We start from the raw sequence: 12,778 nt of genomic DNA, 5'->3' as shown, positions 1-12,778 counted from the left end.
CAAGTCTGGCTTGATGTGGCATTCTCTAAAGTCTTTATACTCACCTTTGAGTTTGTGGTCTTTGTATTTGGATTCTAGGATTTTATCATCTAAAAGTTTCATAATAACCTCTTTAGCTACTTTTTTATCGTTGCTAGATAGCTTTTTGTATTGTTTTTCAAATCTCCTTGAGGTTTCTAGGTTATATTTTGGCATTGATACCCTTTTCAAAATCTTCAAAACTCTTATAGTGATTTGTTAGCCCCTTATTGTGTTCCATCTCATACTCTTTAATGATTTGCACAATCATTTCAGCTTCAATATCACTTTTTAGTTTATTTGTCTTCACTTTGGCATTCCCAATCTTTGCAATACCTTTGATTACTTTTGCCAAATCTTCACTCGCATTTTCAATGATGATGGTCATTTTTTATCCTTTTTAAGCTTTTGATTTATTATAGCATTTTAACATTTCTTACCTCACTTCCTAAGGCTATCCACGCATAAGCACTTCACCTGCCTTTGATACCTTGTTTTAGAACCCACCCTTAGATAAATAAGCCCATCAAAGCTAAAATAATGCTTAGGACTATAGTCCGCCCTAAGTCCTCTTAACATCTGTCTTTCAAAAAGAATTTTTTGCTTGTTTTTATTTCTAAAATCAATCATTTCTAGCCCCTCTTTATTCATTGTTTTTAAGTGCTGCAAAACCAAACAAGCTTGGATTGAATAAATCCCCTAAAAGATTGAAATCCTGTTTGAAGGTCTTTTTATTTTCTTTTAACTTTTTTGGCTCAAATCCACTAGGAGTAAATAAGGCAATCCTAAGCTCTTCTTTTACATCTTCAATATCTGGGACTTTAGGAAATCCCATATCAAATAAAAGCTTCTTGCCTTCAAACACATTCACCATCACGCCCCCTTCAAGCAAAGAGGACTGGAAGGTCAAAAGTAGAGTTTTATTTTTGATTTTAACTTTTAACATTATTTTCTCCTTTATATGATAGGCATTTGTATTTTAAGTTCGCTATTAAGATGTTCTCTTAAACCTTCTAAGCCATAAAAACCACCTAAACATTCTTCGTATACATCATTTTTATCCAATAACAAATACTCATAAACCTCTCCATTAAAATACTGCTCCCATTCATTCTGTACAAAACCACTCATAAAATCATAAACTTGCTTTTTTACTTTTGGCGATATTTTCTTCACTCCATATTCTCTTCTAACTTTATCTTTACTCACATACAAAAACCCAAAACAACCACTATCAAAAAACATATCTATACTATTAGGATATTGTTTTTCTGTGCTTGTCCATATCCTAAAACCGCTATGTTCATATAAATAAACATAGTTAAATAAATAATCATTATTGGTAAGAAACTCCTGTATCTCTTCTAAACTATCAAAATCTTCGATACCCCAAAAAGACCCATCTTTAGCCTTGATGGCTTTGTATTTGCTATCAGTGTAATATCTCTTATGGGTGCTAAAGAATTCAAAATGCCCCCAACTTAGAGGATCATCTGTATATTCATCGTGCTTGATGATGATTTTTTTATCACCCATGCCATAAACTCCTATTGCATCTTCATATAAACCCATATCCAACTCTCTAACTTCTGTATTCATATTAATCTCCTAATGTTTTAATAGAGATATTATGCCACTAACAAAGGGCTTAAAACCCACAAATAAGGACATTCATACGCCTTTTTCTCCCTTATATAAAACAAAGTTTGAAATCTTTTTGATGATTTAAGAAGTTAGTAGATGATAGTTATCATTGCAAGGTTTTAATAGATAAAGAGGATATTTTAACACTTTGATATTAGAGGTTTTTTGAGATTTTATGTGTTAGGAAATTAACTAAAAGAGAGTTAGACTATCAAAGGGGAGCAATACCCCCTTTGTCTTTAGTGTTAATAAACCTTGCTTATTAATAAACAAAGTGTTATAATAATCACCAAGACTTTGATAGTCTTTACTTCAAGCATTTCCATCACCTCACTTTTGAGGTCATAAATTTGCCTGAGAGGGTCTGACTCTCTGGCAGAACCTCGATGAGATTATAGCATACCTTCAAAGTCCCATTTATCGCATTTTTTGGCTCTTTTATATTTTAATCTTTATCTTCTTTTTTGCTTTTTAAAGAGACAATAGGAAATCCATATTTATCAAGATTGGCTTTATAATCAGTAATCGATTTGTATTCTTGGGTATTATTAAAAAATTCTTCATTCATTTCTGTAATCTTTTTATCTAGTTCTTCATCGCTTTCATCATAGTCTTCATCTCCGTATTTGTGTTTATAATCTCTAGCGATAAGATTTCCCACTAAAGACATTGTTTCATTCATAAAACTTAGATTATTAGCAATATCTTTGATGTAGCTTAGCATTAAAGTATCGCTTTTTTGTTTGACATCTGCATAAGCATTAGCTTGTGCAGTTTTATCACTTCCTGCTTTTGTGAGTTTATCAACAAGTTCTTTTTGAATATCTGCAAAATTATCATTTAATCTTTTAGTATCATAAAAAAGCGGGTAGCAAAATTCCCCTTCATCATCATTACTGCCTTCTTTGCAGTAGATTTTTGCTCCTTTGTTATCTTTGCCTGTGCCTTTTTTGTTATAGCTTTTATCTAGCACTCCTAGTGCTTCCATCATCTGTTTAGAACGATTTAAAAGAGGATTGGTTTGTTCGGATTTAAAAACCATCATATCTTTTCTATAATCTCTTTCTTTTTTGTTGCACTCTTCTTTAGTTTTAGCATAGCTGTATAAATCCCCTGATAAAGAATATTCATCAAGTTTTAATTTGCAATCGTGCATATCTATGTTGTGTCTTATCACACTAGCTTTTGCACAAAACTCTAGTGCTAATGCTCTTCCGCTAAGCGTTCCTGCAACTGCTTGAGTGTTTGAAGTAATATCATCTGAGAGTGCATCTCCTAATCTTTTAAAAGCTTTGATTTCTTCTGATTCTATTCCTATTTTACTAAGTAACATCTTGATTTGTTTGGGAGCAATTTTATCATAGCTTAGCCAAGGGCAGTTCGTACTTATTCTTTTCCAATGTAAATGATCTCTAATATCATAGTTTTTTAGAGTTTTTTGAAGTCTTTGGGCATTTTCTCCCATTCTTTTGATAATATCATTAGCGTCATCTATAAATTCTGCAGGATTGGCTATAGCAATTGATGATCCATTTAGAAAACTATTAACGCCATTCATCATTTGATTGATTTGATCAAGCTGAGCAACAGTGGCTTTAGCCTCTGTGATGATTTGGTTGTATTGTTCTATCATTTTAGAGGCTTTTGTGATTTGATCTGCCATTCTTGAAGCAGTGATTGCAGCTGTTGCATTAGCCTGTGAATCATGTACTTCTTGCACTGGAGTTATGGCATTTAACATTACTATAGATACAGTGCTTAAAAAGATTGTTTTTATAAGTTGATGGATTGTATTTGTGATTTGTTTTGTCATATTCATAGATTGTTCTTTCATATCTAAAATCCTTGTATAGTTGATTTATTTGAGTGATTTGATAGCTATTTCATAGCAAAATTTACTTTAGTATTAAAAAATCCTATCAGAGAATAGGTAAATCAGAAATGCAAAATCGATGTTTTAGTTTTTGATAATTAAATTGTATTAATTTCAGATAACTCTTTTAATCTATCTTTAGTTATTTTTTTTGCTTCTAGTAGCTCAATAATTCTTTGCACATACATTGGAATACCATTTTTTTGCCACCCATAAATAGTAGGTGTTGAAATACCAGAATACCTTGAAAAACTTGATATATTACTATTTAATAGACGGAGTCTTTTTTTTAGATCATCAAAAATAATTTGTGATTTTTTTGATTTTGTCCTTGTTTTGCCATATATTGTATTTTTGTTTTTTCTTGATTTATTTTGCATTATTTTTAAACCTTAATTAATAAATATTATATTAAAATAATACAACTTAAAAATCATTTAAAAGGATTAAAGGTGAAAAAGATTCAAGCGATCGATTTTTTCAGTGGTGCAGGAGGGTTGACAAAAGGTTTAGAACTAGCAGGTATTAATGTATTTGCTGGAATTGATTTTGAAAAATCATGCAAAGATACTTATGAGAAAAATAATGATGCAATATTTATTAATAAAAATATCACAAATATTACAGTCAAAGAAATCAAAAATCTTTTTAAAGAGAATGTGTCTAAAGGTGATTATACAATGTTAGCAGGTTGTGCCCCTTGTCAGCCATACAGTATGATAAATACAAGAAAAAAACAAAATGATGATAGGAAAACGCTACTTGATGAGTTTAGAAGAATTATTAATGGTGTAAAACCACATTTTGTATTGATGGAAAATGTAAGTAGGTTGAATCAAGAAAATCCTTACTTTTTTAATTTTATTGTAATGCTTCAGAAAAATGGTTATCATTTTGAGTATAAAGTCCTAAACGCAAAAGATTTTGGTGTAGCTCAAAATAGAAAAAGACTTTTTTTGATTGCCTGTAGAATAAAAGGCGTAAGGTTGTCATTTGATAATATTCAAAAACAATCTCCAATCACCTTAAGAGATGTTATTTATAATTTAGAATCAATTGAGCACGATAGACCTTCTGAGAAAGATACTTTACATCGTTCTAAAAAACTCAATGAAATAAACCTTAGAAGAATCAAATCTACTCCATTAAATGGTGGTTTAAGGACTAATTGGAGTGATGATTTGAAATTACCCTGCCACTCCAAAAAAGAAATATTTTGTGATAATTACGGAAGATTAGCTTGGGATAAAATAAGCTCAACCATCACAACCAAATTTAATCAATATTATAGTGGTAGATTTGGACATCCCGAACAAGATAGAGCATTGTCTTTAAGGGAGGGGGCATTATTACAATCTTTTCCAAAAGATTATGAATTTTATGGAACAGATAGTCAAATAGCAAAACAAATAGGAAATGCGGTTCCAGTAAATCTTTCTAAAGCAGTGGGAGAGATTTTTACATCAGCTATTTATTGAACTAAAGAAAATATTATCCATTTCTAAGAATAAGTCTATCATTGCTAAAAATCTTTTTGAGTTTTCAATGGAGAGATTTTTATTTATACATTTTCTATCATTAGTGTGATAAATTATATTTCGAGCAATTACAACTGCTTCTCCCCATTCTCTCATCAGTTTGACAAGATTTTTTTGATTATCAGTGGATAGATTATTTGCATCTGAACTGAGTTTATAAAATTTACTTTTTTCTGCATAAATTTGATTAAAAAGTGCATTGCCATCACTCTGATTGTAGTTATACTTATCTTTTAGTGTTTGTATTAAACAATCATATGAGGTCGTGATATTATCTTTGAAATCATTTTTACTGCGTCGATTGGAGTTTAAAATCTTAATTGGAATAGTTGAATCTATTAATTCTCTAAATGATTTAAAGCTCTTATCATTGATTTCTTCTTCAGAATTGGATTTCAATTGAATATTTATTAATTTAAACAACTCTTCTCGGATAACTTTATTATAAATATTTTCGATCTCTTTCTTCATATCTAAATAAATATCTTGTTCTTTAAAATTTTGTAATTTTTTTTCAGTTCGTTCCTTAGAATCTTCATCATATAATCTAGCATAAAATTTTATAAGTTTTTCTATGATATCAAAAAGTTTCTTTGTAGTTTTTGTTTCACTCAATGCTGTTCTATCTGTTCCAATGTTGTCTTCTAGCTCATTGTCAATAAAATCCACATTAAATTCTGCATATAAGTGTGCGTATGCATAATTATTTGAAGGGTTTATATTTAAATAAGTTGCCTCTTGGCAAAGTTTTCCTCTAGCAAATAAAATTACTCCTTTATTCTCTTTTATATTTACTGTTTTTTCCCTTGCTATTATTATTCCAGTAATTTCATTATCTTTTATGTAATTAATAATTTCTTCATCTTTAGTAAATCGATCTATATCTTCTGGAATTTTATAACTAAATCTTATGTCATGATTTAAAACAAGTTCATTTCTATAACTTTTATTGATAATATTTTCCCCTAAATATATAGTAAATCCATCTGGATCATCAGGAATATTATCATACATAAGATTCAATCTTTTTGCTATAGATTCAGCAAGATTTTTATTATCTATAATTTCTTTTGTATTTTCAGATAAATAAATAATTGTTCCATTGGGATGTTCAACTGCTTGAGGGCGATCATCTATCATTACCTCAAGATTAGAATCGCCTTCTGCATTCTGGATACATTTAACAGTTAGAGAACTTTTATAGTTATCCTTAAAAGTTTCTATTTTAAAAGAGTAAAATAACCCAAAAAAAGCTAGTTTGCCAAGACCCTTTCTGCCTGTTACTAATCTTCCTTTTTGTGTTTTTGTAGATATGTATTTTTTCCGTCTATTTTCCCCAATTTTCAAGAAATTATCATTGAGTTCTTGTAGTGTCATTCCGGTACCGTCGTCTTCTATAATAATACTCCCTTTTTTCCTATCAATTTTAATTTTTACATAAGAAGCATCTGCATCATATGAGTTGGTAATATATTCTATTAAGATGCCATAAATATTTTTATAGAGATTTTGTCCCATTTGCCTAATGGCATTAAACGTAACATCAAATTTAGCTTCTTTCATCAATCAAACCTCTATAGTGTATGTTATCCAGAACTCTCGCTTTTTAAATAACTTCATATCATCAAAGTATTGTCGTGATATTTTTCTTTATTGTCTTCATTGCATACTCTGTATTTTATTCTAGCACTATTTCTACAGTAATCTTTGGCTTTTTGCGTAAGAATATTATCGTGAGAAACAAAAATTCTAATTTGAATATCTGTTATTTTTTGAAATGACCAAATATATGATTTCATAAAGCTATCTATATGTTCTTCGAGTTCAATGAGTTCTTGTTTTTCCATTTGATAAGGACTACTTACATCATAATTCTTACACTGAATCATCATCAGTTCATCATCTTTGATAGCTATCAAATCAACTTTATGATCAGCAATTAAAAAAATCTTTCCTGTTTGAATCACTTGAAAATCCCTATTAGCTAAAACATTTCCAACAAATAACTCATAATCATCTCCTTTGTTTTGACTAGGAGTGCCTTCTTTTAGAGAAATAACCTCAATATCATTGCCAAACAAACTAAGAAGAGTTTCTAGTTTGTTGGCAGTGTCAGTATCTTCAATATTGATTCTGATGCTTTTCATTCTTTATTTCTTAATAATGTAATTCATAATGTTTTAAAACCTATACGCATAGTTGATGGTGAGGTAGGATTGGTTTAGTAGGCTTATTTTATAACTTGTAACAGAAGTTAAACTCGCGTCGGAAAGTACGGCTGTAATTGGCTCTGAATCATAATACACTTGTTTAGAACCTAATTCACTAAATATCCCACCAAATCGATACATCAACTCAAACTGATGATGTCCATAGTAATAATGCAGTCCTATGACAGGGTAGAAGCTATTTAAAAAAATACTATCTAATTTTTCATCATCATAGTTACTTACTGTTGATTTACCATTCACATAAGCATCAAATTCATATCCAAGTCCCACATTTAGCCCTAAGGTATGCTTACCTCTTTGCATAAAATCCCATAGATACTTCACATCAAAACCAAATTTTATGGGTATATAAGATATGCTCCCAGTTACATTATCTCCAAATAGTGGATCAACAGCTGATAATTGCCAGCTATTCCCAAACCCTGAATACAAATGAGCAGAGACTTTGATGCCATGTCTTTGAGAGCTTCCAAAATAGTGTTGATAGCCCCCTACCAAACCCAGATCAAAGGTAGTATTTGAAGCAGTAAAAAGAATAGTAGAACTACATTGAGTTCTCCCATCACAAGTATCTTGAATATAATAGGTATCATTAATGGTATCTCCCCCCAAAACCCCCTCTACTCCTATAAATCCTCCATTTTTTGAGTTAGGATTTTTTGTTTTTCCACTTTTACTATCAATAGTTAAACTATTATTTCCATCAGTATTGTTTTTATTAACCATTTGATTTTGTTTTTCTAATTCTTTTTTCTTCTTCTGAAGTTCTAAGAGTTTGTTCTCTTTTTCTAGTCTTTGGATTTGATCATCTATCTCATCAGCTATTGCTATACTGCCCAATAGTGCAGTAGCCACTAAGGCACTCATCATTATTTTCATTGCTTTCTCCTTGTGTTTTTTGTTATGAATTCTTTAAGGCTTCAAGGCTCTATCTACCTTGCTACAAATTTTATGATCTTCTCTATCTAGGCGGTTTACCCTCACATCTTTGTTGAAAAATCTCTATTTAAAAATTACTTACATATTTGGCAATTATTCTAACTTATGATTTCTTAAAATAAAATTAGCTATTTAATTATTTGTTTGCTTTATGTTTATTTTTCCACAGACAATTCCTCACAACCCTTGTGTTTGCTGCAACTAAGCTTAAAGCTTTTGGGAGGATTTTTTGATAAATCTGTGGTGGTAAAATCAACTCCTTTGCTATTTTTGTCTATCATTACACTTTTAGTACCATCACCACTAGCAATATTGGGATAACTTCTTACAAGTTTTCCTTCAAAATAAATCCTTAATTCATTTGTATAAGGATTATTTTCAACCAAATACTCTTTGTATTTTGCCACCAATGGAGCAGATCCATAATAAACTATTGGAGCGCAAAAATAAGTGATGAGAATTGCTACAATAGCTGCAAATATATCGATCATTCTAATTTTTGGCAAATTTTTTAATATGTTTTTCTTCATTTCTCTAGTCCTTTTTCCTTTAGTGCTGCTTGAATTTTTGCTTGTAATTCTTTTTTTCTTTCTGCTGATTCTTGTTCTTCAGCTCTCTTCTTCTTGGCTTCTTGCTCTTCAGTTTTTCTCTTCTCTGCCTGATAGACTTTAAAATCTATATATTGTTTTTCTAAAAAATGTTTTTTTAGAAAAAAAACAACGACTTCATCTTCATTCAAGCAAAAGGGGAAACACACTAAACAAAGAAAAAACAGAAAATAAGGAACAGAAAATGTTCTCTTTTTGAGAACTGATAGCATTCCAAAAAAAATACAAAAACAAAAAAATGCAAAAAAGAATCCGCTAATTCCAATAATAAAATCAGTATAAGTAAGAACATTTTTATAGTCGAGTAGCCAATATATAATTTCCATTTTAGTTCCTTTAAAATAATTTCCATAATATATTATTGATTAAAAATCCCCTTTGAATTAAAAGGGAAGTTCTTCATCAGTAATGCTGATAGTATCTGTGATTTCCATATTCACAGGATTTGTCTGTGTGTTGTTTTGGGTTTTCGATACTTGATTATTATTATCTACCACAGTTGCATTATCATTTGAATCTGAATCGCTTTTGCCATCTAACATCTTCATGGATTCTGCCATAATGATATGTTTGCTTTTTTTATCTCCATTTTGATCGCTCCAAGTCTCTAAATGCAACCTTCCTTCAATGAGGACTTTTGATCCTTTTCTAAGGTATTGATTTGCTACTTCAGCAGCTCTTCCAAATAACTTCACATCTATAAAACACACCTCTTCGCCTTGTGATCCATCTTGTTTCTTGAACCTGCGATTACTAGCAAGTCCCATAACTGCCAATGCCATACCACTACTAGGCAAATATTTTAAATCAATATTACGAGTCAAATTTCCAATCATAATCACTTTGTTATACATTTTTTATCCTTTATTTTATTTTTTATTCCTTGCCACTTATAAGGGGTGAGATACACTAATAAACCCTTAAGCACTTAATAATTCATCAATCATGAGTAAGCACGATTGTGTCTTAAATAGCAACTCTGGATCAATTTCAATGCCTTTTTTATCTAATTTAGTGTATTCATCCAAATTGTTCTCTAAATCATTTTTCAACGCCATTAGTTCTTCTTTGCTAAGCTTTTCCATATCCAGTTCTAAATTCATTTTATTCATTTGTTAATCCTTTATCTTATGTATCCCCTTATAGATAAACCATAAATTGATACAAACATATCAAGTCTTAAAAACTAAGACAAATGCAAAAACCAAAAATACCTCACAAAAATAAAAAATGGCGGAGAGGTTAAATACTGCATTTGTTGTACCCCCTTATTTTCTTTTATCAATCACATCAAAACAAAACCACTCTTTATGGATAATCTTGAGTGCATTATTAATATCTTCCAAAACATAGGGAATCTCCATCTCAGAAAAAACTTCTGCTAAAAAATCTTGTTTATCCTTAATATCTAATGCCAAATATTCTTTGGCTAAACTTCTTGAATTTTGATAAGTTGTTTCTAAATTCATGTTCTATCCTTTATCTTTTGATGAACATATTATGCCACTGCTAAAGGGCTTAAAACCCACAAATAAAGCCATTTACACGCCTTTTATTCCCTTATATAAACAGAGGTTTGAAGATTTTTTCAGGATTATTTTTTCCCTCTCACTTCTTCTGATTCTCTTGCTTTTTAGCTTTATTAAACTCTGCGATATGTTTATCAATAAAGTCTTTGGCAACATAGCAATCTTTTTCTAGGTCTTTTGGTAAAGGCAATTTCAATCTACTAGCAATCGCTTTTACAAAATCAATCTGTTTAGAGCTAGGAGGAATGCGTTTAGAAGTTTTTTTGTCTTTATCTTCATCTTTTTTATTTCCAAATTTTCCCACTTCACTTCCTAGTTTTTCTTCTAACTCTTGCATAAATTCTAAATAACTTGCTTTATTTGAAGTAATATCATCTAGCTTTTCTTCCATTTTTTTAGTGAATTCAATATCTAATATCCATTTATGAACATTGTTTTTAAAGAAATTCACCACTTCTGTTCCTCTAGGTGTTGGAGTGATTTCTCTTTTTTTGCCATCAATGCTGATATATTCTTTGTTTTGCAAGGTTGGAAGATAGGTTGCATAAGTGCTAGGTCTTCCAATTCCATTTTTTTCTAACACTTCAATAAAATCAGATTCCACATAGCGTTTTGGAGGGGTTTTAGCTATTTCTTTGATAAAGATGTTTTTTATATCGAAGAGATCATTTATTTGTAATCTATCAGTGTTGATTCTCTCTATACTCTCTTCATCTTTATCTTCAGAATCTTTTTGAGCATCTTTTTTAAAAGCATCTAAATACCCTGCCTCTTTGAGATTTTTAAACTTCAAAACAAAAGAAGTGAGCCTGATATTAAAAGTGAGTGTGGTGTTTTCATAAATTGCACTTTTGCATTGAGAACAAATAGTATTTTTAAAAATGAGTTCATAGAGCTTTTTTTCATTCTCACTTTTAATGCCTTCTTTTTCACAAATATTATTTAAATCCTCAAATCTATGTGGATGAGTAATCCTAATTGCTTCGTGTGCTTCTGCTTGTGAGTTTTTACCTGCACTATAGGTTGTGTATTCATAAATATCATTATAGATAGGTTCATAAAATTTCTGATGTTCTTTTAGATACTCTTGTGAAATGAATTCACAATCAGTTCTTATATATGTAATAAGCCCTGCTTCAAAAAGCTTTTGAGCAATGTTTTGAACTTCTTTAGTGGAAATATTTAAAGCTTTAGAACCTGCTTTGAGGAGTTTAGAAGTACTGAAGGGTTTAGGAGGAGCTTCTTTGCTTTCTTTTTTTTCTATAGAAGTTAAAACCGCACTTTGAGCTTCTTTGAGTTTATCTAATTCTTTTTGAGCTTCCTCTTTGTTTTCAAATTTGAATTCTTTTGAATCTTTGATGTGTTTGAGTGTGTATTCTTTACCAAACAAAAATATATTGCTATTAAGTGCATAGCTCTTCTTCTCTTCAGCAGATAAAGAATTAAAATTATTAATGGCTTCTTCTCTTTGGACAATCAGCCCCAATGCAGGAGTTTGCACTCTTCCTGCTGAGAGAGCTTTGATATTAAGCATTTTAGAGATATAAGGGGATAGAGAATAACCTATAAACATATCACTTACCCTTCTTCCTAAAAATGCTTCGTAGTATTTTTTATTAGTTTGAGCAAATAAAACTGCTTCTTTCAATCCTTTAGTAATACCACTTTCTGTGATTTCATGAAACTCTGCTCGATAGACTTCTTTAGCTAAATTTTTGATTTTATGATAAAACATATAGCCAATCCCATATCCTTCTCTATCAGGGTCTGTTGCGATATAAACCTTCTTATCTTTGCAACTATTGATGTAATAGGCGATGTTTTTCTTCTTAGTTTCCATATAATCAAAAATAGGAGCAAAATTTTTAGAAACTTCAATATCTTTGAGTTCCAAAAAATGCCCAGCAGTGGCTAAAACTTTCGCTCCTGTTAGAGATTGTATTTTTTTGATTTTATTAGGTGATTCGATGATGATAATGCTATCTTTTAGTTGTTGCATTGGTTATCCTTTTGTTGGGTTTTATTCCTAATTCAAATATTTCTAATTCACTCATTTTTTTCTCCTTTTGCTAGAAGTCCTAAATACCCTTCTAATCATTCTTAGAATCTTTAATATTTTGAATATTTGGTAAAAGTTGTTCATTACTATCCAACAGGCTCGATTTTTACACTTAAGCCTTTTTGTCTTGCCATCTCTATTTCAGGCTCTTTTTCAAGCTTATTAATAAGAGTTGGATTAATATCTTTAGAAGTAGAAGGAGGCATTAATCTCACTAGAATTTCCTTATCTGTAAGCTCTAAAACATATTCTTTTTTATCTTTATTTGGATAAGGAGGATAGATATGTGTATCATCTAAGTCATTAAATAATTTTGCGTATTCGTATTTGATTTTTCTC

Annotated in this window: 17 protein-coding genes; 1 reads left to right on the top strand and 16 read right to left on the bottom strand. The window is 30.3% G+C overall.

From position 1 onward, the window contains the following. From Q5I06_RS03370 to Q5I06_RS03340, 7 genes are all read right to left on the bottom strand, one after another. Window positions 1-195 (bottom strand): type II toxin-antitoxin system YafQ family toxin (locus tag Q5I06_RS03370; protein WP_305516897.1); only part of this gene is annotated, 195 nt, incomplete at its 3' end. Further along, entirely contained in the window at window positions 182-406 is a 225-nt protein-coding gene (locus Q5I06_RS03365) for a hypothetical protein (RefSeq protein ID WP_305516898.1), read from the bottom strand. The genes Q5I06_RS03365 and Q5I06_RS03370, both read right to left, overlap by 14 nt. Window positions 407-459: 53 nt before the next feature. After that, window positions 460-648 (bottom strand): hypothetical protein, encoded by a 189-nt coding sequence (locus Q5I06_RS03360; RefSeq protein ID WP_305516899.1) that lies wholly within the window; start codon window positions 646-648, stop codon window positions 460-462. A 13-nt stretch (window positions 649-661) separates the two neighbouring features. Further along, entirely contained in the window at window positions 662-964 is a 303-nt protein-coding gene (locus tag Q5I06_RS03355) for a hypothetical protein (protein ID WP_305516900.1), read from the bottom strand. Between the two features lie 11 nt (window positions 965-975). After that, window positions 976-1,617, bottom strand: coding sequence for a hypothetical protein (locus Q5I06_RS03350; RefSeq protein WP_305516901.1), 642 nt, complete (start codon window positions 1,615-1,617; stop codon window positions 976-978). Between the two features lie 490 nt (window positions 1,618-2,107). After that, a complete protein-coding gene (locus Q5I06_RS03345) occupies window positions 2,108-3,496 on the bottom strand; it encodes a hypothetical protein (protein ID WP_305516902.1) in 1,389 nt (462 codons plus the stop codon). Window positions 3,497-3,633: 137 nt separating this feature from the next. Beyond that, on the bottom strand, window positions 3,634-3,915 hold the full coding sequence (locus Q5I06_RS03340; protein WP_305516903.1) for a hypothetical protein: 282 nt from the start codon (window positions 3,913-3,915) through the stop codon (window positions 3,634-3,636). Between the two features lie 72 nt (window positions 3,916-3,987). Between Q5I06_RS03340 and Q5I06_RS03335 the strand changes: the two genes are divergently transcribed. After that, window positions 3,988-5,013, top strand: coding sequence for a DNA cytosine methyltransferase (locus tag Q5I06_RS03335; RefSeq protein ID WP_305516904.1), 1,026 nt, complete (start codon window positions 3,988-3,990; stop codon window positions 5,011-5,013). Here Q5I06_RS03335 and Q5I06_RS03330 read toward each other — a convergent pair. The 9 genes from Q5I06_RS03330 to Q5I06_RS03290 form a co-directional block, all read right to left on the bottom strand. Beyond that, window positions 4,999-6,636, bottom strand: a complete 1,638-nt coding sequence (locus Q5I06_RS03330) for an ATP-binding protein (RefSeq protein ID WP_305516905.1) — start codon at window positions 6,634-6,636, stop codon at window positions 4,999-5,001. The genes Q5I06_RS03335 and Q5I06_RS03330 overlap by 15 nt on opposite strands. 53 nt (window positions 6,637-6,689) lie before the next feature. After that, window positions 6,690-7,220, bottom strand: a complete 531-nt coding sequence (locus Q5I06_RS03325; RefSeq protein ID WP_305516906.1) for a restriction endonuclease — start codon at window positions 7,218-7,220, stop codon at window positions 6,690-6,692. A 33-nt stretch (window positions 7,221-7,253) separates the two neighbouring features. After that, on the bottom strand, window positions 7,254-8,183 hold the full coding sequence (locus tag Q5I06_RS03320) for a hypothetical protein (protein ID WP_305516907.1): 930 nt from the start codon (window positions 8,181-8,183) through the stop codon (window positions 7,254-7,256). Between the two features lie 215 nt (window positions 8,184-8,398). Beyond that, window positions 8,399-8,773, bottom strand: coding sequence for a hypothetical protein (locus tag Q5I06_RS03315; RefSeq protein WP_305516908.1), 375 nt, complete (start codon window positions 8,771-8,773; stop codon window positions 8,399-8,401). Then, window positions 8,770-9,177: a hypothetical protein gene (locus Q5I06_RS03310; protein WP_305516909.1), complete on the bottom strand. Its 408-nt coding sequence runs from the start codon at window positions 9,175-9,177 to the stop codon at window positions 8,770-8,772. Before Q5I06_RS03310 ends, Q5I06_RS03315 begins: the two co-directional genes overlap by 4 nt. Window positions 9,178-9,234: 57 nt before the next feature. Then, window positions 9,235-9,705, bottom strand: a complete 471-nt coding sequence (gene ssb, locus Q5I06_RS03305) for a single-stranded DNA-binding protein (protein WP_305516910.1) — start codon at window positions 9,703-9,705, stop codon at window positions 9,235-9,237. Window positions 9,706-9,771: 66 nt separating this feature from the next. Beyond that, window positions 9,772-9,963 (bottom strand): hypothetical protein, encoded by a 192-nt coding sequence (locus tag Q5I06_RS03300; protein ID WP_305516911.1) that lies wholly within the window; start codon window positions 9,961-9,963, stop codon window positions 9,772-9,774. A gap of 156 nt (window positions 9,964-10,119) precedes the next feature. After that, a complete protein-coding gene (locus Q5I06_RS03295) occupies window positions 10,120-10,320 on the bottom strand; it encodes a hypothetical protein (RefSeq protein WP_305516912.1) in 201 nt (66 codons plus the stop codon). A 139-nt stretch (window positions 10,321-10,459) separates the two neighbouring features. Beyond that, window positions 10,460-12,379 (bottom strand): type IA DNA topoisomerase, encoded by a 1,920-nt coding sequence (locus tag Q5I06_RS03290; RefSeq protein WP_305516913.1) that lies wholly within the window; start codon window positions 12,377-12,379, stop codon window positions 10,460-10,462. Window positions 12,380-12,778 lie beyond the last annotated feature (399 nt).

Source organism: Helicobacter cappadocius, assembly GCF_030688855.1.
Lineage (GTDB): Bacteria > Campylobacterota > Campylobacteria > Campylobacterales > Helicobacteraceae > Helicobacter_J > Helicobacter_J cappadocius.
Note: the sequence above shows the minus strand (reverse complement) of the source record. Positions and strands in the feature narration are given on the sequence as shown.

Excerpts from the sequence above, each read along its gene's own strand:
- ssb (WP_305516910.1), bottom strand. The coding sequence starts at position 9,705 with ATGTATAACAAAGTGATTATGATTGGAAATTTGACTCGTAATATTGAT.
- Q5I06_RS03330 (WP_305516905.1), bottom strand. The coding sequence starts at position 6,636 with ATGAAAGAAGCTAAATTTGATGTTACGTTTAATGCCATTAGGCAAATG.
- Q5I06_RS03320 (WP_305516907.1), bottom strand. The coding sequence starts at position 8,183 with ATGAAAATAATGATGAGTGCCTTAGTGGCTACTGCACTATTGGGCAGT.
- Q5I06_RS03325 (WP_305516906.1), bottom strand. The coding sequence starts at position 7,220 with ATGAAAAGCATCAGAATCAATATTGAAGATACTGACACTGCCAACAAA.
- Q5I06_RS03290 (WP_305516913.1), bottom strand. The coding sequence starts at position 12,379 with ATGCAACAACTAAAAGATAGCATTATCATCATCGAATCACCTAATAAA.
- Q5I06_RS03365 (WP_305516898.1), bottom strand. The coding sequence starts at position 406 with ATGACCATCATCATTGAAAATGCGAGTGAAGATTTGGCAAAAGTAATC.
- Q5I06_RS03300 (WP_305516911.1), bottom strand. The coding sequence starts at position 9,963 with ATGAATAAAATGAATTTAGAACTGGATATGGAAAAGCTTAGCAAAGAA.
- Q5I06_RS03340 (WP_305516903.1), bottom strand. The coding sequence starts at position 3,915 with ATGCAAAATAAATCAAGAAAAAACAAAAATACAATATATGGCAAAACA.
- Q5I06_RS03315 (WP_305516908.1), bottom strand. The coding sequence starts at position 8,773 with ATGAAGAAAAACATATTAAAAAATTTGCCAAAAATTAGAATGATCGAT.
- Q5I06_RS03345 (WP_305516902.1), bottom strand. The coding sequence starts at position 3,496 with ATGAAAGAACAATCTATGAATATGACAAAACAAATCACAAATACAATC.
- Q5I06_RS03310 (WP_305516909.1), bottom strand. The coding sequence starts at position 9,177 with ATGGAAATTATATATTGGCTACTCGACTATAAAAATGTTCTTACTTAT.
- Q5I06_RS03295 (WP_305516912.1), bottom strand. The coding sequence starts at position 10,320 with ATGAATTTAGAAACAACTTATCAAAATTCAAGAAGTTTAGCCAAAGAA.
- Q5I06_RS03350 (WP_305516901.1), bottom strand. The coding sequence starts at position 1,617 with ATGAATACAGAAGTTAGAGAGTTGGATATGGGTTTATATGAAGATGCA.
- Q5I06_RS03355 (WP_305516900.1), bottom strand. The coding sequence starts at position 964 with ATGTTAAAAGTTAAAATCAAAAATAAAACTCTACTTTTGACCTTCCAG.
- Q5I06_RS03360 (WP_305516899.1), bottom strand. The coding sequence starts at position 648 with ATGATTGATTTTAGAAATAAAAACAAGCAAAAAATTCTTTTTGAAAGA.